Annotated in this window: 20 protein-coding genes; 10 read left to right on the top strand and 10 right to left on the bottom strand. The window is 66.0% G+C overall.

All coding sequences use genetic code 11. The features are described from left to right. Nucleotides 1–42: 42 nt before the first annotated feature. The 10 genes from coaBC (at nt 43) to NLM27_RS34415 (ending at nt 16,021) form a co-directional block, all read left to right on the top strand. Entirely contained in the window at nt 43–1,494 is a 1,452-nt protein-coding gene (gene coaBC, locus NLM27_RS34460) for a bifunctional phosphopantothenoylcysteine decarboxylase/phosphopantothenate--cysteine ligase CoaBC (RefSeq protein WP_254147503.1), read from the top strand. Beyond that, a complete protein-coding gene (gene dut, locus NLM27_RS34455; protein ID WP_254147502.1) occupies nt 1,491–1,949 on the top strand; it encodes a dUTP diphosphatase in 459 nt (152 codons plus the stop codon). The genes coaBC and dut overlap by 4 nt, the downstream gene beginning before the upstream one ends. Before the next feature lie 374 nt (nt 1,950–2,323). After that, complete coding sequence (locus NLM27_RS34450) at nt 2,324–4,828, top strand: PAS domain-containing sensor histidine kinase (protein WP_254147501.1); 2,505 nt, start codon at nt 2,324–2,326, stop codon at nt 4,826–4,828. Beyond that, nucleotides 4,825–6,345 carry a tRNA (adenosine(37)-N6)-threonylcarbamoyltransferase complex ATPase subunit type 1 TsaE gene (tsaE, locus tag NLM27_RS34445; RefSeq protein ID WP_254147500.1) on the top strand — a complete coding sequence of 507 codons (1,521 nt, stop codon included), beginning with the start codon at nt 4,825–4,827 and terminating at the stop codon, nt 6,343–6,345. The genes NLM27_RS34450 and tsaE overlap by 4 nt, the downstream gene beginning before the upstream one ends. 88 nt (nt 6,346–6,433) lie before the next feature. Continuing rightward, nucleotides 6,434–6,751, top strand: coding sequence for a PilZ domain-containing protein (locus tag NLM27_RS34440; RefSeq protein WP_254147499.1), 318 nt, complete (start codon nt 6,434–6,436; stop codon nt 6,749–6,751). Nucleotides 6,752–6,875: 124 nt separating this feature from the next. Continuing rightward, the gene (locus NLM27_RS34435; RefSeq protein ID WP_254147498.1) at nt 6,876–7,598 is read left to right on the top strand and encodes a nucleotidyltransferase family protein; all 723 of its coding nucleotides are present in this window, start codon (nt 6,876–6,878) and stop codon (nt 7,596–7,598) included. Nucleotides 7,599–7,822: 224 nt separating this feature from the next. Continuing rightward, nucleotides 7,823–10,972 (top strand): double-strand break repair protein AddB, encoded by a 3,150-nt coding sequence (gene addB / locus NLM27_RS34430; protein ID WP_254147497.1) that lies wholly within the window; start codon nt 7,823–7,825, stop codon nt 10,970–10,972. After that, nucleotides 10,966–14,475 carry a double-strand break repair helicase AddA gene (addA, locus tag NLM27_RS34425; RefSeq protein WP_254147496.1) on the top strand — a complete coding sequence of 1,170 codons (3,510 nt, stop codon included), beginning with the start codon at nt 10,966–10,968 and terminating at the stop codon, nt 14,473–14,475. Before addB ends, addA begins: the two co-directional genes overlap by 7 nt. A 67-nt stretch (nt 14,476–14,542) precedes the next feature. Further along, the gene (gene trxA / locus NLM27_RS34420) at nt 14,543–14,863 is read left to right on the top strand and encodes a thioredoxin (protein WP_008540017.1); all 321 of its coding nucleotides are present in this window, start codon (nt 14,543–14,545) and stop codon (nt 14,861–14,863) included. A 144-nt stretch (nt 14,864–15,007) separates the two neighbouring features. Next, a complete protein-coding gene (locus tag NLM27_RS34415) occupies nt 15,008–16,021 on the top strand; it encodes an ATP-dependent DNA ligase (RefSeq protein ID WP_254149002.1) in 1,014 nt (337 codons plus the stop codon). Between the two features lie 28 nt (nt 16,022–16,049). Here the strand turns inward: NLM27_RS34415 and NLM27_RS34410 are convergent, their stop codons facing one another. The 10 genes from NLM27_RS34410 to NLM27_RS34365 all read right to left on the bottom strand — a co-directional run bounded on the left by NLM27_RS34410 (nt 16,050) and on the right by NLM27_RS34365 (nt 25,813). Continuing rightward, nucleotides 16,050–16,790: a metallophosphoesterase gene (locus tag NLM27_RS34410; protein WP_254147495.1), complete on the bottom strand. Its 741-nt coding sequence runs from the start codon at nt 16,788–16,790 to the stop codon at nt 16,050–16,052. Between the two features lie 139 nt (nt 16,791–16,929). Continuing rightward, the gene (locus tag NLM27_RS34405; RefSeq protein ID WP_254147494.1) at nt 16,930–18,273 is read right to left on the bottom strand and encodes a glutamate ligase domain-containing protein; all 1,344 of its coding nucleotides are present in this window, start codon (nt 18,271–18,273) and stop codon (nt 16,930–16,932) included. Next, nucleotides 18,270–19,211, bottom strand: coding sequence for an acetyl-CoA carboxylase, carboxyltransferase subunit beta (gene accD / locus NLM27_RS34400; protein WP_254147493.1), 942 nt, complete (start codon nt 19,209–19,211; stop codon nt 18,270–18,272). The genes NLM27_RS34405 and accD overlap by 4 nt, the downstream gene beginning before the upstream one ends. A 113-nt stretch (nt 19,212–19,324) precedes the next feature. Then, the gene (gene trpA, locus NLM27_RS34395) at nt 19,325–20,161 is read right to left on the bottom strand and encodes a tryptophan synthase subunit alpha (RefSeq protein WP_254147492.1); all 837 of its coding nucleotides are present in this window, start codon (nt 20,159–20,161) and stop codon (nt 19,325–19,327) included. Beyond that, entirely contained in the window at nt 20,158–21,375 is a 1,218-nt protein-coding gene (trpB, locus tag NLM27_RS34390) for a tryptophan synthase subunit beta (RefSeq protein ID WP_254147491.1), read from the bottom strand. The genes trpA and trpB overlap by 4 nt, the downstream gene beginning before the upstream one ends. Then, a complete protein-coding gene (locus tag NLM27_RS34385) occupies nt 21,372–22,043 on the bottom strand; it encodes a phosphoribosylanthranilate isomerase (protein ID WP_254147490.1) in 672 nt (223 codons plus the stop codon). Before NLM27_RS34385 ends, trpB begins: the two co-directional genes overlap by 4 nt. A 66-nt stretch (nt 22,044–22,109) precedes the next feature. Next, nucleotides 22,110–22,502 (bottom strand): lipopolysaccharide assembly protein LapA domain-containing protein, encoded by a 393-nt coding sequence (locus NLM27_RS34380; RefSeq protein WP_254147489.1) that lies wholly within the window; start codon nt 22,500–22,502, stop codon nt 22,110–22,112. Between the two features lie 71 nt (nt 22,503–22,573). Beyond that, complete coding sequence (locus NLM27_RS34375) at nt 22,574–22,879, bottom strand: integration host factor subunit beta (RefSeq protein ID WP_007598410.1); 306 nt, start codon at nt 22,877–22,879, stop codon at nt 22,574–22,576. A 171-nt stretch (nt 22,880–23,050) separates the two neighbouring features. Then, nucleotides 23,051–24,031, bottom strand: coding sequence for a signal peptide peptidase SppA (sppA, locus tag NLM27_RS34370; protein ID WP_254147488.1), 981 nt, complete (start codon nt 24,029–24,031; stop codon nt 23,051–23,053). A gap of 171 nt (nt 24,032–24,202) precedes the next feature. Further along, nucleotides 24,203–25,813: an IS1182 family transposase gene (locus NLM27_RS34365; protein WP_254142551.1), complete on the bottom strand. Its 1,611-nt coding sequence runs from the start codon at nt 25,811–25,813 to the stop codon at nt 24,203–24,205. Nucleotides 25,814–25,832 lie beyond the last annotated feature (19 nt).

Below are 25,832 nucleotides of genomic sequence, written 5' to 3'. Positions count from 1 at the left end.
CGGGATGATAGCATCGCTATCATTCCGTGCTGGAGGGGCGTCATGGCAAGCCTGACCATCCGCAAGCTCGACGACGCCGTCAAAACCTATTTGCGGCTGCGCTCGGCCAAGAATCACAGGTCGGTCGAGGAAGAGGTCCGGGTCATCTTGCGGGAGCTGATCGAGGGCCGGGAGGAGCCGCTGACGCCGTTTGCAGTGCCAGCGGCAGCGTCCACCACGGCGACGCCCCAGCGCACCGGCGCCCTCCCCGAGGCCAGCGTCACCCTGATCATCGGCGGCGGGATCGCGGCCTATAAATCACTCGACCTGATCCGCCGGCTGAAGGAGCGGCGCGTCGAGGTCCGCTGCGTGCTGACCAAGGCGGCGCAGCAATTCGTCACGCCGCTGGCCGTGAGCGCGCTGTCGCATGAGCGCGTCTACACCGACCTGTTCGACCCCCAGAGCGAGTTCGACGCCGGCCACATCCGCCTCGCGCGCGACTGCGACCTGATCGTGGTGGCGCCGGCCACCGCCGACCTGATGGCCAAGATGGCCAACGGCCATGCCGACGATCTCGCCAGCGCCATCCTGCTCGCGACCAACCGCAAGGTGCTGCTGGCGCCGGCGATGAACCCCCTGATGTGGAACAACGCGGCGACGCGACGCAATGTCGGCGTGCTCCAGCGCGACGGCGTGGTGTTGATCGGCCCGAATTCCGGCGAGATGGCGGAGGCGGGTGAAGCCGGGACCGGCCGCATGTCCGAAGCCATCGAGATCGCCAATGCCGCCGAGCGGCTGCTGCGGCCACCGGTGCCGCGTCCACTCGCCGGCAAGCGTGTGCTGATTACCGCAGGTCCCACGCACGAACCGATCGATCCGGTGCGCTACATCGCCAACCGTTCCTCCGGCAAGCAGGGCTTTGCCATCGCCGCCGCTGCGCAGGCCGCGGGCGCCGAGGTGATTTTGGTCAGCGGTCCGGTCGACCTTAGCGATCCCCAGGGCGTGACCGTGAAGCATGTCGAATCGGCAAGGCAGATGCTGGAGCAGGTGCAGGCCGCACTTCCCGCCGACATCGCGATCTTCGCCGCCGCGGTCGCCGACTGGCGCGTCGCCAATGAAGGCGAACAGAAGTTGAAGAAGACGTCGGCCGGCATGCCGCCGCTACAGCTGGTCGAAAACCCCGACATCCTCGCCACGATCTCGAAGCTGACCGACAAGCGGCCGCCGCTGGTGATCGGCTTCGCCGCCGAGACCGAGCACCTCATCGACAACGCCAAGTCAAAACTCGCACGCAAGGGCTGCGACTGGATCGTCGCCAACGACGTTTCGCCGGCCACCGGCGTGATGGGCGGCGACCGCAACACCGTCCATCTCATCAGCCGCAAGAATGACGTGAAGGACGGCGAGATCGCAGTTGATTCCTGGCCGGTGATGACCAAGGAACAGGTCGCCATCGAACTGGTCGCGCATGTCGCCAAGAGCGTGACCGCCAAATCCCGGGAGCCGGCATCTTGAGCACGAAAGTCACGGTCGAACTGCAACCCCTCGCGCATGCCGAAGGTCTGCCGCTCCCGGCCTATCAGACCGCCGAGGCCGCCGGCCTCGACCTGATGGCCGCAGTGCCGGACAGCGACCCGATGACGCTCGCGCCCGGCCAATACGCGCTGGTGCCGACCGGCCTCGCGATCGCGCTGCCGCCCGGGCACGAGGCGCAGGTGCGGCCGCGTTCGGGGCTTGCGGCCAAGCACGGTGTCACCGTGCTGAACTCGCCGGGCACGATCGACGCGGACTATCGCGGCGAGATCAAGGTGATCCTGATCAACCACGGCGCGGCGCCGTTCGTGATCAAGCGCGGCGAGCGCATCGCCCAGATGGTGATTGCGCCTGTGGTGCAGGCCGCGCTGGTTCCCGTGGCCACCTTATCGGCAACCGATCGCGGCGCCGGCGGCTTCGGCTCGACCGGCCGCTAGCTGAGCTGCGAGTTGGCTTCACCTCTCCCGCTTGCGGGCGAGGTCGCGGAGCGAAGCGACGCGGGTGAGGGTTCTTTCCTCTGGGGGAATGTTCCGTTGCGGCGACACCCTCTCCCCCAACCCTCCCCCCAAGCGGGGGAGGGAGCGCACCGACATCGTGGCAAGCGATACGCATCACACGTTAAATCGCGGCAATTCCAGTCGAATCACCCGCAGAATTACGTGAGCCGGGAACAGCACCCCGCATTTTTGGGGGGCCGCCTTTGCGTTCACGATCTGGACTCTTACCGCCGGAGTCGCGGTGAGGGTATTGTCGTTTGATTCGCGCGCGACGGGGGTCGCCGCGCGCAAATCTGTGCGATCTTGGGGCAACTATGTCAGGCGTGATCGTGTCGATGCGTCGGACGCTGCTGTCGTGCACATCGTTGGCGCGCAACGGCTTGTTGGGAGGCGCTTTCGCGGCGCTGCTGCCGGCTGCGCCGGCCGAGGCCGCCGATCTCTTCGACACTCTCTCCATCATGCTGGATTTCAACCGGCAGGAACTCGCGGTGCTCGCCACCGCGCTGGCCCTGCTCGGCTTCTCGGTCGTGGCCGCGATCCTGTTGATGCGCACGCGCGTGCGCACGGCCAAGAACGAGGCACGGCTGCGTGCGCGAATCGGGGAACTGCAGCTCCAGGCCGATCGCTTCGGCGCGCTGCTGTTCGCCGAACCGCAGGTCCTGATCTCCTGGCCGGCCGGCGACAATCGCGCGCAGATTTCCGGCGACATCTCCATGGTGCTGCCGCGCGATTCCTCGCCGCAACGCGTGCTCGCGTTCGGAACCTGGCTGCCTCCGGAACCCGCGCTGCAGATGGACCACGCCGTCGATGCGCTGCGCGAGCATGGCGACGGGTTCCAGCTCACGCTGACCACCGCGCATGGCCACACGCTCGAGGCCATCGGCCGCGCCATCGGCGGCCAGGCCATTGTCAGGATTCGCGAGCTCTCCGGGCTCCGGCGCGATCTGGCCGAGACCCATCTGCGTTACAAGGCGCTCTCCGACGAGACCGAGATGCTACGTGGCTTCGCCGCCGCCGCACCCTGGCCGATCTGGGCCAAGGGGGAGAACGGCGCACTGACCTACGCCAACCCGGCCTATGTCCGTGCGACCGAGGCGGCCAGCATCACCGACGCCCAGCAGCGCAAGCTCGAGCTGCTCGACAGCGCCGACCGCACCGCGATGGAGCGGGGACTGAAGGACAGCGCCAACTTCAACTCGCGGCTGCCGATCGTGATCGACGGCGAGCGGCGCATCTACGACGTACGCGCCGTCAATGTCGGCAGCGGCAGCGTTGGCGTCGCCATCGATGCCAGCGAAGCGGCTGCGCTCAGCTCGGCCCTCATACGCATGGCGGAGGCGCATCGCCGCACGCTGGACCAGCTCTCCTCCGGCGTTGCCGTGTTCGACGGCCAGCGCCGCCTCGCCTTCTACAACGATTCCTATCGCCGGCTGTGGGACCTCGACCGCACCTTCCTCGACGCCAACCCCGATGATTCCAGCGTGCTCGACCAGCTTCGCGCCGCGCGCAAGCTGCCGGAGCAGCCGGACTTCCGCGCCTGGAAGGCCAAGCTTCACGAAGCCTATCGCGCGGTCGAGACCGCCAAGGACACCTGGTACCTGCCCGACGGCCGCGCGCTCTCCGTGGTCACCACGCCGAACCCGGAAGGCGGCGTCACCTATCTGTTCGACGACGTCACCGAGAGCCTCGAGCTGGCCCGCCGCTTCGACGGCATGATCCGGGTGCAGCGCGAGACGCTGGACAGTCTCGCCGAGGGCGTTGCGGTGTTCGGCAGCAACGGCAAGGCGCAGCTGTTCAACCCGGCCTTTGTCCGGATGTGGAAGCTGTCGAGCGATGCCATGCGCGACGAGCCGCACATCCAGACCGTCGAAGGCTGGTGCCATCAGCTGTTCGACGACCCCATGGTCTGGCGCCAGATCCGCGAGGCCATCACCTCGATCGAGAATCGCGCCGACGTGCCGCTGAAGCTGGAGCGCAAGGACGGCAGCGTGCTCGACGGCATGATCCGGCCGCTGCATGACGGCGCCACCATGCTGACGTTCCAGGACATCACCGACACCGAGAATGTCGAGCGCGCGCTGCGCGAGCGCAACGAGGCGCTGGAGGCCGCCGACCAGATGAAGGTGGATTTCGTCCACCACGTCTCCTACGAGCTGCGCTCGCCGCTCACCACCATCATCGGCTTCGCGCATTTCCTCAGCGATCCCTCGACCGGGCCGCTGACGCCGAAGCAGGCCGAGTATCTCGACTACGTCACCAAATCGACCAACGCGCTGTTGGCGCTGACCAACAACATCCTCGATCTCGCCACCATCGACGCCGGCGCGATGAAGCTGGAACTCGGGCCCGTCGACGTCAGCAAGACCATCGAGCTGGCCGCCGAGGGCATCCAGGACCGCCTTGCCACCGACCGTATCCGCCTCAAGGTCGAGATCGCGCCCGATGTCGGCAGCTTCGTCGGCGACGAGAAGCGCGTGGTGCAGGTGCTCTATAACCTCCTCGCCAACGCCGTCGGGTTTTCTCCACAGGATTCCACCGTCGGCATCAGCGCGCGCCGCACCGAACGCAGCGTGGTCTTCACTGTGACAGATTCCGGGCCTGGAATACCTGCCGACATGAAGGACAAGGTGTTCAACTGGTTCGAAAGCCGCTCGCAAGGCTCGCGTCACCGCGGTGCCGGGCTCGGACTGTCGCTGGTGCGCTCCTTCGTCGAGCTGCATGGCGGCAAGGTGCGGGTGGATTCGATCGTCGGCCGGGGCACGGTCGTGATCTGCGATTTCCCGACCGACCAGGCGGCGCATCGCGACGCCGCCGAATGACTGAACCCATCACATTCTCCGTCGCGCTCCGCAACGAGACGGCCACTGCGCAACTGATGGCCGATCTCGCGCTGCTGGTCGGTCCCGGCGACGTCATCACGCTCACCGGCGATCTCGGTGCCGGCAAGACCGCGGCGGCGCGCAGCCTGATCCGCTATCTCGCCGACGACGAGACGCTGGAGGTGCCGAGCCCGACCTTCACGCTGGTGCAGGGCTATGAGCTGCCGCCCTTCCCTGTGATGCACGCCGACCTCTACCGCGTCGAGAACGAGAGCGAGCTCGAGGAGATCGGGCTTTCGCCGCTGCCCGATGCCACGCTCGTGCTGATCGAGTGGCCGGAGCGCGCGCCGTCGGCGATGCCTGGGGATCGCATCGACATCGCACTGACGCACCGGCCCGCGCTGGGCTCGAATGCGCGCGCCGCTGACATCACCGGATACGGCAAGGCCGCCGCGATCGTCGCCCGGCTGAAGGCGCAGCGCGAATTCCTGGATGCGGCCGGCTACATGGATTCAACGCGCAGGCGCATGGCGGGCGATGCCTCGACGCGCTCCTATGCGCGGCTGCTGCGCGACGACGAGATCGTCATCCTCATGAACTTTCCGCAGCGGCCCGACGGCGCGGCGATGTACGATGGAAAATCCTACAGCGCCGCGGTGCATCTCGCCGAAAACGTCAAACCTTTCGTCGCCATCGATGAAGGCCTGCGCGCCCAGGGGATTTCGGCGCCCGCGATCCACCATTCCGATCTCGACCATGGCTTCCTGATCACCGAAGATTTCGGCAGCGAGGGCGTGATCGAAGGCGATCCGCCGCGCCCGATTCCCGAGCGCTACGAGGCCGCGACCGACGTGCTGGCCACACTGCACGGCAAGTCGCTGCCGGAAACGCTGCCACTGGGCGGGCAGAGCTACGACATTCCGGTCTTCGACGACGAGGCGCTGCTGATCGAGATCGGCCTGATGCCGGAATGGTATCTGCCCGATCGCAACGCGCCGCTGAGCGCGGAGGCACGCTCGGTGTTTTTCGCGATGTGGCGCGAGTTGCTCAGGAAGCCGTTGGCGGCGCCGCGGTCATGGATCATCCGCGACTATCACTCGCCCAACCTGATCTGGCTTGGGAAGCGCAGCGGCATCGAACGCGTCGGCGTGATCGATTTCCAAGATACCGTGCTGGGGCCGCGATCCTACGATGTCGTCTCGCTGCTTCAAGATGCCCGCATCGACGTGCCCGAGGCGCTCGAACTGACGCTGCTGTCGCGCTACATCAAGGCGCGCCGTGCGAACGATGCAGGCTTCGACGCGGCCGGTTTCGCCGAGCTCTACGCCATCATGTCGGCGCAGCGGAACACGCGCCTGCTCGGCACCTTCGCCCGACTCAATCGCCGCGACGGCAAGCCGCATTATCTGCGTCACCAGCCGCGGATCTGGACCTATCTCCAGCGCTCGCTGGCGCATCCCGCGCTGAACTCTTTGCGCGACTGGTATCTCGCTAACGTCCCGCCGCCGCAACCCTGATCCTGATACGATTTACCGGCCGTTAGCCAAGATGTCGCTATTCTGGCGGCGAGGGCGCCGGATGATTACGGGGCTGGAGCAAGGGCAGATGGCGGCGAAAGCGGATCAGCGCGGGAATAGCCGGGTTATTTTCGAGCGCGGGGTTCCGGCCCAGATGATGGGCATCGACGGCACCTGGCGGCGCGACTGCACCATGGAGGACGTCTCCGAGACCGGCGCCAAGCTGACCATCGACGGCTCGGTGGAAGGGCTCCATCTGAAGGAATTTTTTCTCCTGCTGTCTTCCACCGGACTTGCGTACCGGCGTTGCGAGCTGGCCTGGGTCAATGGCGACCAGATCGGAGTCAATTTCCTCAAGGTCGGCGACAAGAAGAAAAAGGCGCGCTCCACAGCCGTCGGGGCGTGACGGCAACACTCGTCGTACAACCGTCACGGCGGGCGATTAAGGCGGTTGGGATGCGGTGCGGCTGGACAAGGCTCATGCTAGGATTGCCGCGAAAGCGAAATCAAGGGATCTGAGAAAGCGACGAATGTCCGTCAAGCCGACCAAAGCCATGGTGCTCGCCGCAGGGTTCGGCCTACGCATGCGTCCGTTGACGGACAAGATGCCGAAGCCGATGGTGCCGGTGGCCGGCCAGCCGCTGCTCGACCACGTGCTCGACAAGCTCGGCCAGGCCGGCGTGACCGAGGCCGTGGTCAACGTGCATTACCTGCCGGACCAGATCATCAATCACACTGCATCACGCCAGCATCCGCGGGTGATCATCTCGGACGAACGCGACCAGGTGCTCGGCACCGGCGGCGGCGTGGTCAAGGCTCTGCCGCTGCTCGGCGATGCGCCGTTCTTCCACGTCAATTCCGACACGTTGTGGATCGATGGCGTGCGCTCCAATCTGACGCGGCTTGCGGAGAACTTCGACCCCGCGCGCATGGACATCCTGCTGCTGATGGCGCCGACCGCGACCAGCATCGGCTATGGCGGTCGCGGCGATTACGGCATGCTGCCCGACGGCGCCTTGCGCAAGCGCAAGGAGAAGGAAGTCGTTCCATTCGTCTATGCCGGCGCGGCGATCATGTCGCCTGCGATCTTCGCAGACGCGCCCAAGGGCGAGTTCTCACTGACCAAGATGTTCGACCGCGCCAACGAGCAGGAGCGGCTGTTCGGCCTGCGCCTCGACGGGGTCTGGATGCATGTCGGGACCCCCGACGCCGTGCATGCGGCAGAAGAGGCGTTTCTGGAGAGCGTGGCGTAGGGCCGCTCCAGACACGGTGCCGTAGGGTGGGCAAAGGCGCCCTCGCGCCGTGCCCACCATCTCTCTCGATCGCAAAAATGCGTGGGCACGCTTCGCTTTGCCCACCCTACGGCTGGGGCACGAGAGCCGTGAATGGCGAACAGCGGGGAAGACCGCACTGCTGCCCATGACCATTTGACCCTGTCTCCCTATATTGGCGCCTGATCCTCCGAATCAGGCAGCCCATGCGCGTTTTCAGCGTCCCCCTCTCAGTTCCGTTTCTGCGCACGGTCGTCACGGCCCTGCTCGACGGCCGGCTGGTCGATGGGTTCGAGGCGCGCAAGGAACCGGCGCGGCTCGCGGACGCGACGCTGTACCTGCCGACCCGGCGCGCGATGCGCGTCGTCCGCGAGATCTTCCTCGACGAGATGAAGGCGGATGCGGTCGTGCTGCCGCGCATCGTCGCGCTCGGCGACATCGACGAGGACGAGCTCGCTTTCGCCGATGAAGGCGAACAGTTTTCCGGCGCAACGCCGCTCGACATTCCGCCGCGGCTTGGCGAGCTCGAACGCCGCCTGACGCTGGCGCAGCTCGTCACCGCCTGGGCCAAGGGCCCGGTGCTGTCGCCACTGGTGGTCGGCGGTCCCGCCTCGACGCTGGCGCTTGCTTCCGACCTCGCCCGGTTGATCGACGACATGGTCACGCGCGGCGTCGACTGGAGCTCGCTCGACGGTCTCGTGCCTGATAATCTCGACCGCTACTGGCAGCACTCGCTCGAATTCTTGCGCATCGCACGCATCGCCTGGCCCGGCCATCTCGCCGAGATCAACCGGATCGAGCCGGCGGCACGGCGCGATCTCCTGATCGCCGCGGAAGCGAGGCGCCTGACCGCGCATCCCCATGGTCCCGTGATCGCGGCAGGTTCGACCGGCTCGATGCCGGCCACCGCAAAATTCCTCCATGCAGTCGCATCGCTACCGCACGGCGCGGTGGTGCTGCCGGGGCTCGACACCGATCTCGACGAGGAGGCCTGGCGCAGCATCGGCGGCGTGCGCGACTCGCTCGGCAAGTTCGCGGAGCATCCGGCCTCGAACCATCCGCAATATGCCATGCACGCGCTGCTGGATCGCTTCGGCATCAAGCGCAGCGACGTCGACATCCTGCAGCCGCCGGCCGCAGGCGGCCGCGATTTGCTGGCGTCCGAATCGATGCGGCCGTCCGCCAAGACGGAAGTCTGGCACGACCGTCTGAGGCAGCCTGATGTCGCCGCGAAGATCACCGGCAGCATGACGAACCTCGCGGTCGTCGAAGCCCCCAACCCCGAGATGGAAGCCCTCGCCATCGCAATCGCAATGCGCGAGGCGCGGCATCTCGACAAATCGGCGGCGCTGGTGACGCCAGATCGTGCGCTGGCGCGGCGGGTGATGGCTGCGCTGACCCGATGGGATCTCGCCTTCGACGATTCCGGCGGCGACGTGCTGATGGAAACGTCGGCCGGCGTTTTTGCCCGGCTCACCGCAGAAGCTGCGACCAAAGGCCTGGAGCCGCCAACGCTCTTGGCGATGCTGAAACATCCGCTCTGCCGGCTCGGCCGGCTGCCCGGCGCATGGAAGGCGGCGATCGAGGGCCTCGAGCTTGCGGTCTTGCGCGGCACGCGCCCACCCGCTGGCACGGCCGGCCTGTTGCGCGAATTCAACCGCTTTCGCGACGAGCTGGCAAAGCTGTGGCGCAACGAGGTGTCCGCGCTGCACCGCGCCGAGCCCCGTGCGCGTTTGAAGGCGGAGGAGCTCGATCGCATCCAGTTGCTGATCGATGCCTTGCAAAAGGCATTGGCGCCGATCGAGAGCCTCGCGACATCAAAGCCATTTGACTTCGCCGAGCTCGCGCACCGGCATCGCGAGATCATGATTGAGCTGTCGCGCGACGAGCAGGGGGGCCTTTCGCTCGCCTTCGAGGAGCGCGAAGGCCTGGCGCTCGCCGGCGCCTTCGACGATCTCCTGCGCGGCGGGACGACCAGCGGATTGATGGTAACGCTGCCCGACTACGCGGATGTCTTCCAGACCGCGTTCAGCGATCGCGCGGTGCGGCGTCGGGACAGACCGGGCGCGCGGCTGCAGATCTACGGCCCGCTGGAATCGCGCCTGATGCAGGCCGACCGCATCATTGTCGGCGGCCTGATCGAGGGCGTCTGGCCGCCGACGCCGCGGATCGATCCCTGGCTGAGCCGGCCGATGCGGCACGAGCTTGGTCTCGACCTGCCGGAGCGCCGCATTGGCCTCTCCGCCCACGACTTCGCGCAGCTGCTCGGCGGCGACGAGGTCATCCTCACCCATTCCGCCAAGGCCGGCGGCGCGCCGGCGGTCGCCTCGCGCTTCCTGCACCGGCTCGAGGCGGTTGCGGGCGACGATCTCTGGAAGGCGGCGATTCGCGCCGGCGAGAAATACGTGCAGTTCGCCGGCGCGCTGGACCAGCCCGCCGAAGTCAAACCGATCAAGCAGCCCGAGCCGCGCCCGCCGCGCGCGACGCGGCCGCTGAAAATGTCGGTCACCGCGATCGAGGACTGGCTGCGTGATCCCTACACGATCTACGCAAGACACATTTTGCGGCTGGATGCGCTCGATCCCGTCGATATGCCATTGTCCGCCGCCGACCGCGGCTCGGCGATCCACGATGCGCTCGGCGAATTCACCGAAACCTACGCCACTCGTCTGCCCGACGATCCCGCGCGCGTGCTGCGCGCGATCGGCGAAAAGTATTTCGCCCCGCTGATGGAGCGTCCCGAGGCGCGGGCGCTGTGGTGGCCGCGCTTCCAGCGCATCGCACGCTGGTTCGGCGAATGGGAGACGGCGCGTCGCGAGGCGATCGAGGCCATCACGGCAGAGACCCAAGGCGAGATCTCGATCACGCTCGATCCTCAGCGCAGCTTCCGCCTCTCCGCGCGCGCCGACCGCATCGAGCGGCGCCAGGGCGGCGGCTATGCTATCCTCGACTACAAGACCGGGCAGCCGCCGACCGGCAAACAGGTCCGCATGGGCCTGTCGCCGCAGCTGACGCTGGAAGCCGCGATCCTGCGCGAGGGCGGCTTTCCCGATATCGACGCCGGGGCGTCCGTGAGCCAGCTCGTCTATGTTCGCCTCAGCGGCAACAATCCGCCGGGCGAGGAGCGCATTCTCGAGCTCAAGTTCAAGCCGGGCGACGAGCCGCAGCTGCCGGATACCGCAGCCGCAGAAGCGCGGGCAAAATTGGAGGCGCTGATCCGCGCCTTCGAGGACGAGAATCAGCCCTATACCTCGTTGAACCTGCCGATGTGGACGAACCGCTACGGCACCTATGACGACCTCGCCCGCATCAAGGAATGGTCCGCGGCCGGCGGATTGGGGATCGAGGAATGGTGAAGGCGCCCCGCCCCATCCCCGACGAGGTACGCGCGCGGCAGGCGCGTGCGTCCGATCCGAGCGCCTCGGCTTTCGTGTCGGCCAATGCCGGCTCGGGCAAGACGCATGTGCTGGTGCAGCGCGTGATCCGCCTCTTGCTGTCGGGCGTGCCGCCGGAAAAGATCCTCTGTATCACCTTCACCAAGGCCGCCGCCGCCAACATGGCCGAGCGCGTGTTCACCACGCTCGGTCATTGGGTGACGCTTGACGATACCGGGCTTGACGCAGCCATCCGCGCCGTCGGCATTCCCCATCCGGACCGAAAACTGCGACGCGACGCACGAAAACTTTTCGCCTGTGCGCTGGAGACGCCGGGCGGCTTGAAGGTGCAGACGATCCACGCGCTATGCACCCGCCTGCTCCAGCAGTTTCCGTTCGAAGCCAACGTGCCGGCGCGCTTCGCTGTCATCGACGAGCGCGACCAGACCGACATGATGGAGCGCGCCAATCTGAAGGTGCTGCTGGAGGCCGCGCGTGATCCGGAAAGCGTCACCGGCCGTGCGTTGCTGACCGCGATGGCGAGCGCCGCCGACGTCACGTTCAAGGAGGTCGTGCGCGAAGCCTGTCTCAGCCGCGACCACTTCATGGCCTGGACCGACGAGGCCGGCAACGCCGGGGCGGCGGCCGAGCAGATGGGCGCAGTGCTGGGCGTCGATGCAAGCGACCGTATCGAGGATGTCGAGACGGAGATCCTCGACGGCCCGTTCCTGCCGCGATCGCGCTGGGACGACATCGCCTTTGCGCTGGAGGACGGCAGCAAGTCCGACAACGACCAGGCTGGCCGGCTCCGCGAGGCAAAGGTTTTTTCCGGCAGCGCGCAGGTTGATGCCTATCTCGGCGTCTTCCTCACCGACGAGAAGCTGCCGCGCAAGGCGGTGCTGACCAAGAAGTTTTGCGATCACAATCCATCCGTCGCCCGTCTGTTCGAGAACGAGGCGCAGCGTCTCAGTGGACTGATCGAGAAGCGCCGCGCGGTGACCATGCGCGACCGCACCGCGGCCCTGCTGCATATCGCGACCGCCGCCGCCGCAAACTATCGCCGCGAGAAGCAGGAGCGCGGGCTGCTCGATTATGACGATCTGATCGACAAGACGCTGGCGATGCTCGACCGCGTCTCCTCGGGCTGGGTGCACTACAAGCTCGACCGCGGCGTCGACCACGTCCTGATCGACGAGGCCCAGGACACCAGCCCGCGGCAATGGGACATCGTCGCGCACATCATCTCGGAATTCACGGCCGGAGAAGGCGCGCGCGAAGGGCTGAACCGCACCGTCTTCGCCGTCGGCGACGAGAAGCAGTCGATCTTCTCGTTCCAGGGCGCTGACCCGCACGAATTCGATACGCGTAAGCGGGAGCTGGGCCGCAAGTTCACCGCCGCTGGGCTGAAATTCGATCCGGTCGCCTTCACCTATTCGTTCCGCTCAGGCGCCGCGATCCTGCACTCGGTTGACCATGTCTTTCGCGAACCCGCGATCTACAAGAGTATCCATTCTGTCGACATCGGCCAACCCCTGCACAATGCGCTCGCCGATGCAGGCCCCAGCGTTATCGAGCTGTGGGACCTTGCGGAAGCCGACGACAGACAGGACATCGAAGGCTGGCGCGCCCCCTTCGACGGCGTTGCCGCGACCAGCCCCGAAGTGAAGCTCGCCCACCGGATCCAGGCCGAGATCAAGCGCCTGGTCGAGAGCGGCACGCTGACGGGACACGACGGCGAGCGTCGTCCCCTACGCTACGGCGACATGCTGATCCTGGTGCGCCGGCGTGGCAACGCATTCGACGCCGTGATCCAGGCGCTGAAGCACGCGGGCGTCCCGGTCGCCGGCGCCGACCGGCTGAAGCTGACCGAGCACATCGCCATCATCGACCTGATGAACCTTGCGGACGCGCTGCTGCTGCCGCAGGACGATCTCGCGCTCGCGGTCGCACTGAAAAGCCCGCTGTTCGGCCTCGATGACGACGATCTGTTTCAGCTGGCCCATGGCCGCAAGGGCTCGCTGCGCCGCGCGCTCGGCGAGCATGCGGGCACAAGCGAGAAGTTCACCACGGCATTGCGGCGCCTGGAAGCCTGCGAGACGCGGGCGCGCGAGGAGACGCCGTTCGCGTTCTACGCCTGGCTGCTCGGCGGCGACGGCGGTCGCGCACGCATGCTGCGCCGGCTCGGCTTTGAAGCCAACGACGCGCTCGACGAATTTCTGGAGCTGGCGCTGAACTACGAGCGCAAGGCTCCGGCCTCGCTGCAAGGCTTCATGGCCTGGCTCCGTTCGGCCGACACCGAGGTGAAGCGCGACATGGAGATCTCGCGCGACGAGGTGCGAGTGATGACCGTGCACGGCGCCAAGGGCCTGGAGGCCTCCGTCGTGTTCATGGTCGACACCACATCGTCGCCTGCGGATTCGCAGCGCCTGCGGCTGATCCACGTGCCGCGCGGCAATGGCGGCGAGGTCGTGGTCTGGGCCGGCCGCAAGGCGGACGATCCCAAGCCTGTTATCGAGGCGCGCAAGGCGATGCTCGAGGAGACCGAGGACGAATACCGCCGCCTGCTCTATGTCGCGATGACGCGCGCGGCCGACCGGCTGATCGTCGGCGGCTGCATGCCCGGCAACATGAAGACGGTCCGCAAGCTGAGCTGGTACGATCTGGTCGACACCGGGCTTGCCGGCTCGGGCCTCGACAAGCAGACGATCGAGACGCCCCTCGGCAAGGTGACCCGATTCGCCCGCCCTGGGGATGTCGCAGCGCTCGGCACGCCCGCAACCTCCGCGGACCAGACCGTCGCGTTGCCGGATTGGCTGCGCGCACCGGCACTGCGCGAGACCGTCGACGACGATCTGGTGCGTCCCTCCGGCCAGCCTGCCGAGGGGGGGCGCGCGGTACGATCAGGCGAATCGGTCCAGTCCCGCGCCCTCGCATTGCAACGCGGCACGCTGGTGCATCGGCTGCTGCAATCCCTGCCCGATCTCGCCATTGAGCGCCGTCGCGAGGCCGCGCTCGGCTTCATGGCACGCAACGCCTCCGACTGGCCGGAGGCCGACCGTACCGCGCTGGCCGACAAGGTGCTCGGTCTGATCGCTGAACCGCGTTTCGCCCCGGTGTTTGGCGCCGGCAGCCGGGCGGAGGTCGCCATCGTCGGCAAATTGGAGCGGCCGGGCCGCCAGCCAGCGCTGGTGTCGGGGCAGATCGACCGGCTGGTGGTTCGTCCCGACGAGGTCCTGATCGTCGACTTCAAGACCAACCAGGCCGCGCCCAGGAGTGCCAGCGAAGCACCCGCCGCCTATGTCCGGCAGCTCGCACTGTACCGGGCGGTGCTCTCGCGGCTTTATCCCCAAAAGCCGGTCAGGGCTGTCCTGCTCTGGACCGAGGCCCTTGAATATATGGAGATTTCAGCCCCCGCGCTGGACGCGGCGCTGGCATCCCTTGTTCGCGGCGTGAGCATCCTTGACCCGGCAAGGAGCCGTTCATAGGTTCACTTCATGATCCCGGGCGCGATTCCAGGTCGCGCCGATTCTTTCAACCGAGTGAGGTACTCCAATGGCCGTTAGCAAGGTTTCCGACGCCGATTTCGAAGCCGAAGTGCTCAAGGCGAACGGCCCCGTGGTCGTCGATTTCTGGGCGGAGTGGTGCGGCCCCTGCCGCATGATCGCGCCCGCCCTCGACGAGATCGCCGGCGCGATGGGCGACAAGGTCAAGATCGTGAAGCTCAACGTCGACGAGAGCCCGAAGACCGCGTCCAAGTACGGCGTGATGTCGATCCCGACGCTGATGATCTTCAAGGGCGGCGAGATGGCCTCCCGCCAGGTCGGCGCGGCGCCGAAGGCGAAGCTGCAGCAATGGATCACCTCCGCGGTCTGATTCGCGTCGCTCTCAATTTTTTCCGACAACGGCCGGCGAAATGCCGGCCGTTTGCGTTGATGGGACATGTCCTGCGTATGACGAGTCCCGCCCTTGCCAGCCCCACCCGCGAAGCGCGCCCGAAGATCGACCTCGCTCGTAGCGATGGAGGCGCGCTCGGTCGACGAGATCCCGCGCGGCAAGGAGTGGCAATATGAACCCAAGTGGGATGGCTTCCGCTGCCTGCTGTCGCGTGATGGCAGCCGCATCGACCTGCGCTCGAAATCCGGCGAGGACCTCGCGCGCTATTTCCCCGAGATCGTCGCCGCGGCGCTGAAGCTGAAGGCGGATCGCTTCACGCTCGACGGCGAGATCGTCGTGCCGCACGGCAAGAGTTTTTCCTTCGATGCACTCTTGCAGCGCATTCATCCGGCCGCGAGCCGCGTGAAGAAACTCTCGCAGGACACCCCGGCGCTCTACCTCGTCTTCGATCTGCTCGCGACGGCCAAGCAGAAAAATCTGACCGAGAAGACGCTGAGCGAGCGCCGGCCGGCGCTGGAAGCTTTTGCGAAGACCAATCTGAAAGGCAGCATCTTCCGCCTCTCGCCGTTCACGACGAGCTACGCCACGGCCAGAAAATGGCTGGCGCAATCCGGCGGCGGCTCGGACGGCGTCATCGCCAAGCGCGTCGACCTGCCCTATCAGGTAGGCAATCGCGACGGCATGCAGAAGATCAAGAAATTCCGCAGCGCCGATTGCGTCATTGGCGGCTTCCGCTACGCCACCAACAAGATCGCGGGCCGGAACGTCGTCGGCTCGCTGCTGCTCGGGCTCTATGACGACGAGGGCCTGCTGCACCATGTTGGCTTCACCTCGGCCATCAAGGCGGAGGAGAAGCCTGATCTGACCGACCGGCTCGAAGCATTGATTGCCGAGCCCGGCTTCACCGGCAATGCGCCGGGCGGGCCGAGCCGCTGGTCGACCGAACGTTCGGCGAAATGGTGTCCGCTGAAGCCAAGGCTGGTGATCGAAATCTGCTACGACCATTTCAGCGGCGAACGATTTCGCCACGGCACCTCGATCCTGCGCTGGCGCCCCGACAAGGCACCGCGGCAATGCAGCTTCGAGCAGCTGAAGCAGAAGGCGGCAGACCCGATGAAGCTGTTGACGCGCCCGTAGCCCAGGTGGCGAGCGGCGCACGAGACGCCTATTTGATCCATCCCGTCGCGAGCGCGTTCGCCAGTTCCGGCTGACCGTTGCGCCGCGCCAGCGCCGCCATGGCCTCATGATCGTACGCGACATGGCGGAACGTCACCTGCCACGCACCATCGAAGAGTTCGAGGATCGCATAGCGCGCGTGCGGCGTGCCGGCCTCGACCACATGCGGGAATGGATGCACGTCGCGATAGCCGGGGCTGCCGACACTGCCGGGATTGACGATTAGGCGGCCGTCGCGCAGCCGCACGGCGCGCGCGAGATGGGTGTGGGCGCAGAGGATCAGCGACTGTGTGATGCCTTGCGCGAACTGCTCGATGCGATCGAGCGGCGACAGCGCCACGGTGCCATCAGGGTGCACGGTATCGAGCCAATAGACCTCATCGTTGTCAGGCGTCGCGTGGCAGAGGAAAACCTGGTCGCTGAAGACGCGCGTCATCGGCTGTGCGCGCAGCCAGTCGAGGTGTGCGGCATCGAGCTGCGCATGCGCGGGACGATCCCACGAGCCCATCTTCTCCGGCGGACGGTCGAGCAGATAGCGGTCGTGATTGCCGAGCACGTGCACGGCGTCGAGCCTCATCAAGATCTCGATGGTGCGGCGCGCATCAAGCGGACCGCTCAGCATGTCGCCGAGATTGACGATGTCGGCGATCCCCAGCGCGCGGATGTCGGCGAGCACCGCTTCCAGGGCGAGGTAATTTCCGTGGACGTCGGCAATCGCGGCAAAACGCATTGGTATTCACTCCTGCCCCGGACGTAGCGCAGCGTGAAACAGTGCGCTGCTCAGCCGAGGCCCATGTTGCGACATTCTGGGTCCCGGCTCTGCGGCTCATCGTTTTACGCGATGCGCCTTGTCCGGGACACGAGACCGTCTATGCAGGAGGCGTGCCGTTGATCGCCAGCACGTGGCCAGCCAGGTACAGCGAGCCGGTGATCAGAATGCGCGGTGGCACCTCATAGGCAAGCTTCGCCAAGGCGCGCAGCGCGGCTTCGATGCCGGGCGCGGGCTCGACGCGCATGCCGAGGCTGCGCGCGGCGTCCGCGAGACGGTCGGCCGGCATCGCGTTCTCGGTATCGGGAATCGGCACCGCGATGATGTGGCGGGTGAGGCCGGCGAAATTGGCGAGAAAACCCTGCGCGTCCTTGTTGGCCATCATGCCGGCGATGACGACCAGCGGCCGCGATACCCGCTCTTCGAGATCGCCCAGCGCCGCCGCCGCGACGCGGCCGCCCTCGGCATTGTGGCCGCCGTCGAGCCAGATTTCCGAGCCCCGCGGCCCGAGAGCGAGCAGCTCGCCCGAGGTGATGCGCTGCATCCGTGCCGGCCATTCCGCACCGACGATGCCGGCCTCGAACGCGGCGTGACTGACCTTGAAGGCGGGGACCGCGCGCAGCGTCGCGATCGCGAGGCCGGCATTGTCGAACTGGTGGCGGCCGAACAGGCGCGGCGCGGCGAGATCCATCAGGCCGCGATCATCGGAATAGACCAGGCGCCCGCGCTCGACATTGACGTGCCAGCTTTCGTTCGCGGCAAACAGCGGCGCGCGCATGCGCTTGGCCTGCGCCTCGATCACGGCCATCGCTTCCGGCATCTGCTCGGCGCAAATCACGGGCACGCCGCGCTTGATGATCGCTGCCTTCTCGCCGGCAATCGAGGTCAGCGTGTCCCCAAGGAAATCCATGTGGTCCATGCTGACAGGCGTGATCACACAGGCCGCGGGCGTGTCGACCACATTGGTCGAATCGAGCCGGCCGCCGAGGCCGACTTCGAGCAGCACCACATCGGCCGGATTCTGCGCGAACAGGTGCAAGGCGGCGGCGGTCTTCAGCTCGAATACGGTCGCGGCCTCGCCGGCATTGACGCGCTCGACCTTTTCCAGAGCCGCGCGCAACTCGTCGTCGCCGACCAGCACCCCGCCGCCGACGCGGCCGAGCCGGAAGCATTCGTTGATGCGGACGAGATAAGGCGAGGTGTAGGCGTGGACGCGCAGGCCGGCGGCTTCCAGCGTCGCGCGCAGATAGGCCAGCGTCGAGCCCTTGCCGTTGGTGCCGGCGATGTGGATCACCGGCGGCAGCTTGCTTTCAGGGTGGTCGAGCCGCGCGAGCAGGCGGTGCATCCGCTCGAGCCCGAGATCGATGCGTTTCTGATGCAGGGCCGACAGCCGCTCGATCACTTCGCCGAGCGGCGTCTTTGTGCTGTCAGGGGACGCGTTCACGCGTGCGGCGCGGCCGGCGCCGTCTCGGCGGCCGATACGATCTGCGCCGGGCTCGCGACCGGCTGCACGGACTTCGATGCGCCTTCCTGAGCCGGCGCCTTGGTCAGCAGGCGGCAGAGCCGCGCCAAGGTCGGACGCAATTCGTGACGATGCACGACCATGTCGACCATGCCGTGCTCCTTCAGATACTCGGCGCGCTGAAAACCCTCGGGAAGCTTTTCGCGGATCGTCTGCTCGATCACGCGCGCGCCGGCGAAGCCGATCAGCGCGCCGGGCTCGGCGATCTGCACGTCGCCGAGCATCGCATAGGATGCGGTGACGCCGCCGGTGGTCGGGTTGGTCAGCACGACGATATAGGGCAGCTTGGCCTCGCGCAGCATCTGCACCGCAACGGTGGTGCGCGGCATCTGCATCAGCGACAGGATGCCTTCCTGCATGCGCGCACCGCCAGATGCGGCGAACACGATGAACGGCGAATTCTTCTCGACCGCAAGCTCGAGCCCGCGCACGATGGCCTCACCCGCGGCCATGCCGAGCGAGCCGCCCATGAAGTCGAAATCCTGTACGGCGACGACGACCGCAGCGCCCTCGAGCTTGCCGTAGCCGACCTTGATCGCGTCGTTGAGGTTGGTCCGTGCACGGGCATCCTTGACGCGATCGACGTATTTCTTCTCGTCGCGAAACTTGAGCGGGTCGGCCGTGACCTCGGGCAGCGCGACGTCGTACCAGGTCTCATTGTCGAAGATCGACTTCAACCGGGCCACCGCGCCCATGCGCATGTGGTAGTTCGAGCCAGGGATGACGAACTGGTTGGCCTCGACGTCCTTGTAGAACACGAGCTGTCCGGAATCCGGACACTTGATCCACAGATTCTCCGGCGTCTCTCGCCGCAGCATGTTGCGGATCTTCGGCCGGACCACATTGGTAAGCCAGTTCATGGTTTGCTCCGATGTGCGAACCCGCCCCCGGGAATCGCCTGAAGAGATATATGGCGGCCGGGCCGTTGCCCGGCAAGCCGCCGTGTCGACCGCCGCGGAAGCGGAATTATGGCCTATTCCGCCGCCTGTTGCGCGCCCTTGACGCCCTGGGCGAGGGCCGCCGTCAGCTCAGCCACGGCGTTAACAGTTTTGGCGGTCGCCCGTCCCTCGGCATCGAGGCTGTTCTTGAGCGCGTCGACCAGCGCGGTGCCGACCACCGAACCATCGGCCTTCTCGGCAATGGCGCGCGCCGCCTCCGGCGTGCGGATGCCAAAACCAACGCAGATTGGCAGCTTGGTATGCCGCTTGATGCGCGCGACAGCTTCACCAACGGCATTGGCGTCAGCCGCCGCTGCACCCGTGATGCCGGCGATAGAGACGTAATAGACAAAGCCTGATGTGTTCGCGAGCACCGCGGGCAGGCGCTTGTCGTCGGTGGTCGGGGTCGCGAGGCGAATGAAGTTCAGGCCCGCCTTCAGCGCGGGAATGCAGAGCTCGTCGTCTTCCTCCGGCGGTAAATCGACGATGATCAGGCCGTCAACGCCTGATGTCTTGGCATCAGCCAAAAACTTGTCGACGCCGTAAATGTAGATCGGATTGTAATAGCCCATCAGCACCAGCGGCGTGACGTTGTCGTCCTTGCGGAAGTCGCGCACCAGTTCCAGCGTCTTCTTCAAGGTCATGCCATTCTTGAGCGCGCGCAGACCTGCCGCCTGAATCGAGGGACCATCCGCCATCGGATCGGTGAAGGGAATGCCGAGTTCGATGACGTCGGCACCTGCCTTGGGCAGCGCCTTGACGATATTGAGTGACGTCGTGAGATCGGGATCGCCGGCCATCACATAGGTGACAAAAGCCGAGCGGCCTTGCTTCTTCAGCTCGGTAAAACGGGTGTCGATACGCGTGGTCACTTGCTCTTGCCCCTCAGGATGTCGCCGACCTGCGGGACGTCCTTGTCGCCGCGGCCGGAGAGGTTGACGACCATCAGGTGATCCCGAGGCCGCTTCGGCGCGAGCTCCATCACCTTGGCGATGGCGTGCGCCGGCTCCAGCGCCGGAATGATGCCTTCGAGCCGCGACAACAGCTGGAACGCGGCGAGTGCTTCGTCGTCGGTTGCGGAGAGATAGTTCACGCGGCCGATCTCGTGCAGCCAGGAATGCTCGGGGCCGATCCCGGGATAATCGAGGCCGGCCGAGATCGAATGCGCGTCCTGGATCTGGCCGTCGGCGTCCATCAGGAGATAGGTGCGGTTGCCATGGAGCACGCCGGGCCGCCCGCCCGCGATCGACGCCGCATGCAGCTGCGTGAGCCCATGGCCGGCGGCCTCGACGCCGAAGATCTCGACCGAGGGATCGTCGAGGAACGGATGGAACAGGCCCATCGCGTTGGAGCCACCGCCGATGCAGGCGACTAGCGAATCCGGCAGGCGTCCCTCGACCTCCTGCATCTGCGTCCTGGTCTCGTTGCCGATGATCGACTGGAAGTCGCGCACCAGCGTCGGATAGGGATGCGGACCCGCCACCGTGCCGATGCAATAGAAGGTGTTGTGCACGTTGGTGACCCAGTCGCGCAGTGCCTCGTTCATCGCGTCCTTCAGCGTGCGCGTGCCCGACTGCACCGGGACCACCTTGGCGCCCAGCATCTCCATGCGGATGACGTTGGGCTGCTGCCGCTCGACGTCGACGGCGCCCATATAGACCACGCATTCGAGGCCGAAGCGCGCGCACAGCGTCGCGGTGGCGACGCCATGCTGGCCGGCGCCGGTCTCGGCGATGATGCGCTTCTTGCCCATGCGCCGCGCCAGCATGATCTGGCCGAGCACGTTGTTCACCTTGTGCGAGCCGGTGTGGTTGAGCTCTTCGCGCTTGAGGTAGATCTTGGCGCCGCCGAGATGCTCGGTCAGGCGCTCGGCGAAATAGAGCGGCGAGGGCCGGCCGACATAGTTCTTGAGGTAGCCGTTCATCTCGGCCTGGAACGCCGGATCGGCCTTGGCCGCGGTGTAGGCCTTCTCCAGATCGAGGATCAGCGGCATCAGGGTTTCGGCGACGAAGCGGCCGCCGAAAATGCCGAAATGTCCGCGCTCGTCGGGGCCGCTGCGGTAGGAGTTTGGTTTGGCGACGTTCATCGAACACTCAACTCTTGGCTTGTATCTTGGCTGGCGCGCGCGGCGCGAATGAAGGCCTTGATCATCTCAGGATCTTTCACGCCGGGAGCGTTCTCGATTCCGGAGGAGACGTCGACACCACCGGCGCGGGTGACGCGAACGGCTTCCGCGACGTTGTCGGCGTCAAGCCCGCCCGAGACCATGTAGGGCAGTTTCAGATCGAGATTTTCGAGCAGATGCCAGTCGAAGGGGGCGCCGAGACCGCCGGGGCGGGTTGCTTCTTTCGGTGCGCGCGCGTCGAACAGGATGCGATCGGCGATCGCGGCGTAGCCGGGCAACACGGCGAGGTCGGCCGCGGTTGCGACCGGCACCGCCTTCATCACCGGACGGCCAAGCCGCTGCTTGATGTCGCGGAGCCGCGCGACGCTCTCCTGGCCATGGAGCTGGAGAATGTCCGGCGATAGCGCGTCCATGATGTTGTCGAGCGTGGCATCGTCGGCATCGACGGTGAGCGCGACCTTGAGCGCGCGCCGCTTCACCTGGCGGCCGAGTGCGCGTCCCGCATCCAGCGACAGGTGCCGGGGCGACGGCGGAAAGAACACGAACCCCACCATGTCGGCACCCGCCTCGAGCGCCGTTTCGAGCGTTTCGGGCGTGGACAGGCCGCAGATCTTGACGAGCAGGGACATGGTCTCAAAGCAAATGGAGGCCGCGGGCCTGCGGCCGGAAAACAGGGCTTTCGGTTGCGGCCGCTTCTACAACGTCGCGCGCTGCTTGTCTCGCCCGACGGACCCGTAAAGGCCGAGCCCCGAGGGGACGGGGAGGCGCTGGGACTCGGGCCGTGTGGCGGTCATTCGGGCCCGCAGATCGGCCAGTTCGCCCCTGGCCGCCCGTGCATCCGCATCATTCCGTCGCGCGGCGCGCCGCCAACGCCGCTGGCCGAACCAGACGGCGCATCCACCCGCAAGGACGCCAAGGGCGGCGACCAGGATCAAGAGCAGGAACAGCGGCAAGGTGACCGACAGCGAGGGGTCGGCCGACATGAAGGGATCGAAGGAGACGGTGACGAGGTGCCGGTTGGCGACGGCGAAGACCACCAGGATCAGGCCCAGCGGAAGCACGATCAGCGCGGTCAGGAACTTTCGCATCTCGCTTCGCTCGCCTTGAATCAAGCTTCCGGCCGCATCACGGGCGACCGCGGCAAATCCTGACGTCGGCCTTAGTCCGGCGCGCCGGGATCCGGATGGTCACGGTTCAACCGCTCGCGCATTTCCTTGCCGGTCTTGAAGAACGGAACGCTCTTCTGATCGACGGGCACATGGGCGCCGGTGCGTGGATTGCGCCCGGCACGTGCCGGGCGATGCTTGACCGAGAAGGCACCGAAGCCGCGCAGCTCGACGCGATCACCGCGTGCGAGGGCCGCTACGATCTCTTCGAGAATCGCATTCACAATGTTCTCGACATCCCGCTGGTACAGATGCGGGTTGTGCTCGGCGATACGCTGAACAAGTTCGGATTTGATCATCGAGAGATAGGACCCGGAAGCGTGCGGATGACCATTTCCGTGAAAATACCGTGATCTGTCAAGACGCTAAATCAAGGGTGGGCGTCGTGAAAATGCGTGACAAATGCCGAAAAAGCAGGCTGCCCCGGCACCCGCCACACGGGAAAACCCTCTAGCGCTCGCCCATATCCGTCAATTTGACGCGGCCGGCTGCCACAGGGCCAGCATTCCATCCATTCCGAACCGATCGACCGCCTGTGCGACGCCGGTCTGTCCGATTTGGTGCGCAATCGAGCCCAAACCAAGCACTTCCAGCGTCACGGCGGCGGCCGTCTTGAGGAACGTCAGGTCGCCAAACCGCGGCTGGAGCTTGTAATCGCGCACGCTGAGGCCCTTCTTGACGCCCTTCTGCTCGACCAGCCAGGTCACCGCCGTCTTCTCGTCGCCGATCTGGTCGATCAGCTTGAGATCGATCGCCTGGCGGCCGGTGAAGACGCGGCCGTCGGCCACTTTCTCGAGCTGCGTGTCATCCATGCCACGCCTCTCCTTCACCAGACCCTTGAACCAGGCGTAGGAATCCTTGACCAGCGCATCGAGCGCCGCGCGCGCCTCGGGGCTGGTGGGCTCGTAACCGTTGGGTGCGGCCTTCAGCGGCGACGACTTCACCTCCTCGACCTTGACGCCGATGGTCTTCAACAGCTCGGTGACGTTCGGATACTGGAACAGCACGCCGATCGAGCCGACCAGCGAGCTCTGCTGGGCGACGATATGGTCGCTGGCGATCGCGGTGATATAGCCGCCGGAAGCAGCAAGGCCCTCGACCACGACGACCAGCGGCTTCTTCGCCTTCAGCCGGGTGAGCGAGTCATAGAGCTGTTCGGAGCCGGCGGTGGTGCCGCCCGGCGAGTTGATGTGAACGATGACGGCGGCGGCCTGCGAATTCTCCAGCCGCTCCAGCGCCTGCGTGCGATCGGCGTCGCTGCGGATCAGGCCCTCGATCTGGACCCGGGCGATCGAGCCGGCAGATGCGAACGTGCCGCGCGCACCAGGTGTCGCGATCAGCGCAAAGCTCGCAATCGCCGCGATCGCGATCAGTGCGGCCGTCACGCGCCAGAACGTCAGCTTGCGGCGAATCCTGCGGCGATCGACGATGATGTCCGAATCGAGCGACATCGGAATATCTCCAAAATGAATGGCTGGGCGCGTTGTGCCGTCACGGCGTGACCAACAGCTTATCTGGATACATCAATTGCGGCGCATTTTGAAGAAAACAAGGCTGTGACCGGGTAGCAGCGTAGTCCGGATGGAGCGAAGAGGCTGGGCAAGTATTTGTTTGGGCGCGGCTTACGCGGCATATCGGAAAATTGGACGGATTTGGGCTCGGATTGGCGCTGGAGCGGGCCGTATCCGGGTGATGATGTCGGTGATGTCGGTGATGGCGTTGAGCAGCAAGAGTGCCAAATGCGGAAGCCGGCTTGCCAGATAGGCCATGAAGGCGTCGAGGCCGAGAATGCTGAGGACTCGGGAGAAATTGTAGCAAAGCGCCATCAGGCTCCATTCGCCACAGACTTTGTCGAAGCCGCGGACGAGGAAGTGGCGGTAGCCGGCCCGGCATTTGATGGTGCCGAAGGGGTGTTCGGCGAGTTCGGCGCGGCGGCGCATCTGGGCCTCGGCGCCCTGCATCCGCGCGCGATGCCGATCCAGCACCGCTTCATGCTCCCAGCGCTGGACGGTGCGCGTCGGGATCTTGACGGTGACACAGCGCGCGCGCAGCGGGCAGGCGTCGCAATCTGACTTGCGGCTGACATACCTGATCTCGATCCGGTTGCCGTTGGTCTTGCGACCGTCCGTGGGACGCAGCTGCTTGCCGGCGGGACAGCGATAGACATCCGCTTCGGCGTCGTAGGCGAACGCCTCATGGCTGATGCGATCCTGCGCTTCGAGCCGCGTGGTTCGCTTGGCCAGCGGAACGTAGGCGGCAATGCCGTTCTCCTCGCAGTCCTTGAGCGTATGGCCGTTGTAGTAGCCGGTATCGGCGAGAACCGTCAGCGTCTCGACGCCAAGCTCGTCCTTTGCGGCCTTGGCCATGTCGTAAAGCTGGCCGCTATCGTTGCCGTCGTTGACGACCTCGCTCGCCGCGATCAGAGCGTGCTTGTCGTCGACGCCGATCTGAACGTTATAGCCTGCCACCACCTGGCCGTTCTTCGACAACAGGCGGGCATCCGGATCGGTTCGCGACAGCTGCGTCTGCCCGCTCTCCTCCAGTCGTGCCAGATCGGCCTGCAAGCTGGCGCGCTTGGCCATCAACGCCGCCACCTCTTGTGCGAGGTCTCCGCCGCGACTGCCATCGCCTCCGCCATCCCGCCCCGCGGGTGGACGTTCCACCTCGGCGCTGTCGTTGGCCTCGAGCGTGGCACCATAGGCTTCAATATCCTGCTCGATCTCCGCCAGCCGCTTGGCGAGCTTGCGCTGCGTTTTGATGCTCGCCTTGCTGGCGTTGCCATCAAAAAACGCACCGTCGATCGCCACAACCTCTCCGCCAATCAGACCGAGTTCGCGCAGCATCAGCACAAACTCCCGGTTCACCGCCTTGAGCGTCTTCCAGTTCTCCTGGCGGAACTTGGCGATGGTGCGATAGCCCGGCACCAGGCGCTTCATCAGCCAGATCAGTTCCAGATTGCGCCGGGCTTCGCGCTCCAGGTTGCGCGACGACCGGATCCGGTTCAGGTAGCCATAAAGATAAAGCTTCAGCAGGTCGGCCGGGTCATAAGGTGGCTGTCCAGCCCCGCCGCTCGATCCGGCATGGCGGAAGCCAAGCTTCCCGAGGTCAAGCGCTGCAACAAAAGCCTCGATCACCCGAACCGGATTGTCGCCGGCCACATAATCTTCCACCCGCGCCGGCAGAAGGCTCGGCTGATCCCGCCTGACGCCGGTTTTGAAGGTACGATTCGTCATGCCGAATCCTACCTTCACT

The organism is Bradyrhizobium sp. CCGB12 (assembly GCF_024199845.1).
Taxonomy (GTDB): domain Bacteria; phylum Pseudomonadota; class Alphaproteobacteria; order Rhizobiales; family Xanthobacteraceae; genus Bradyrhizobium.
Note: the sequence above shows the minus strand (reverse complement) of the source record. Positions and strands in the feature narration are given on the sequence as shown.

What these genes read in the sequence shown, in the direction of transcription:
- coaBC (WP_254147503.1), top strand. Translation starts at nt 43, where the DNA reads ATGGCAAGCCTGACCATCCGCAAGCTCGACGACGCCGTCAAAACCTAT.
- NLM27_RS34450 (WP_254147501.1), top strand. Translation starts at nt 2,324, where the DNA reads ATGTCAGGCGTGATCGTGTCGATGCGTCGGACGCTGCTGTCGTGCACA.
- tsaE (WP_254147500.1), top strand. Translation starts at nt 4,825, where the DNA reads ATGACTGAACCCATCACATTCTCCGTCGCGCTCCGCAACGAGACGGCC.
- NLM27_RS34440 (WP_254147499.1), top strand. Translation starts at nt 6,434, where the DNA reads ATGGCGGCGAAAGCGGATCAGCGCGGGAATAGCCGGGTTATTTTCGAG.
- NLM27_RS34435 (WP_254147498.1), top strand. Translation starts at nt 6,876, where the DNA reads ATGTCCGTCAAGCCGACCAAAGCCATGGTGCTCGCCGCAGGGTTCGGC.
- addB (WP_254147497.1), top strand. Translation starts at nt 7,823, where the DNA reads ATGCGCGTTTTCAGCGTCCCCCTCTCAGTTCCGTTTCTGCGCACGGTC.
- addA (WP_254147496.1), top strand. Translation starts at nt 10,966, where the DNA reads ATGGTGAAGGCGCCCCGCCCCATCCCCGACGAGGTACGCGCGCGGCAG.
- trxA (WP_008540017.1), top strand. Translation starts at nt 14,543, where the DNA reads ATGGCCGTTAGCAAGGTTTCCGACGCCGATTTCGAAGCCGAAGTGCTC.
- NLM27_RS34415 (WP_254149002.1), top strand. Translation starts at nt 15,008, where the DNA reads ATGGAGGCGCGCTCGGTCGACGAGATCCCGCGCGGCAAGGAGTGGCAA.
- NLM27_RS34410 (WP_254147495.1), bottom strand. Translation starts at nt 16,790, where the DNA reads ATGCGTTTTGCCGCGATTGCCGACGTCCACGGAAATTACCTCGCCCTG.
- accD (WP_254147493.1), bottom strand. Translation starts at nt 19,211, where the DNA reads ATGAACTGGCTTACCAATGTGGTCCGGCCGAAGATCCGCAACATGCTG.
- trpB (WP_254147491.1), bottom strand. Translation starts at nt 21,375, where the DNA reads ATGAACGTCGCCAAACCAAACTCCTACCGCAGCGGCCCCGACGAGCGC.
- NLM27_RS34385 (WP_254147490.1), bottom strand. Translation starts at nt 22,043, where the DNA reads ATGTCCCTGCTCGTCAAGATCTGCGGCCTGTCCACGCCCGAAACGCTC.
- NLM27_RS34380 (WP_254147489.1), bottom strand. Translation starts at nt 22,502, where the DNA reads ATGCGAAAGTTCCTGACCGCGCTGATCGTGCTTCCGCTGGGCCTGATC.
- NLM27_RS34375 (WP_007598410.1), bottom strand. Translation starts at nt 22,879, where the DNA reads ATGATCAAATCCGAACTTGTTCAGCGTATCGCCGAGCACAACCCGCAT.
- sppA (WP_254147488.1), bottom strand. Translation starts at nt 24,031, where the DNA reads ATGTCGCTCGATTCGGACATCATCGTCGATCGCCGCAGGATTCGCCGC.
- NLM27_RS34365 (WP_254142551.1), bottom strand. Translation starts at nt 25,813, where the DNA reads ATGACGAATCGTACCTTCAAAACCGGCGTCAGGCGGGATCAGCCGAGC.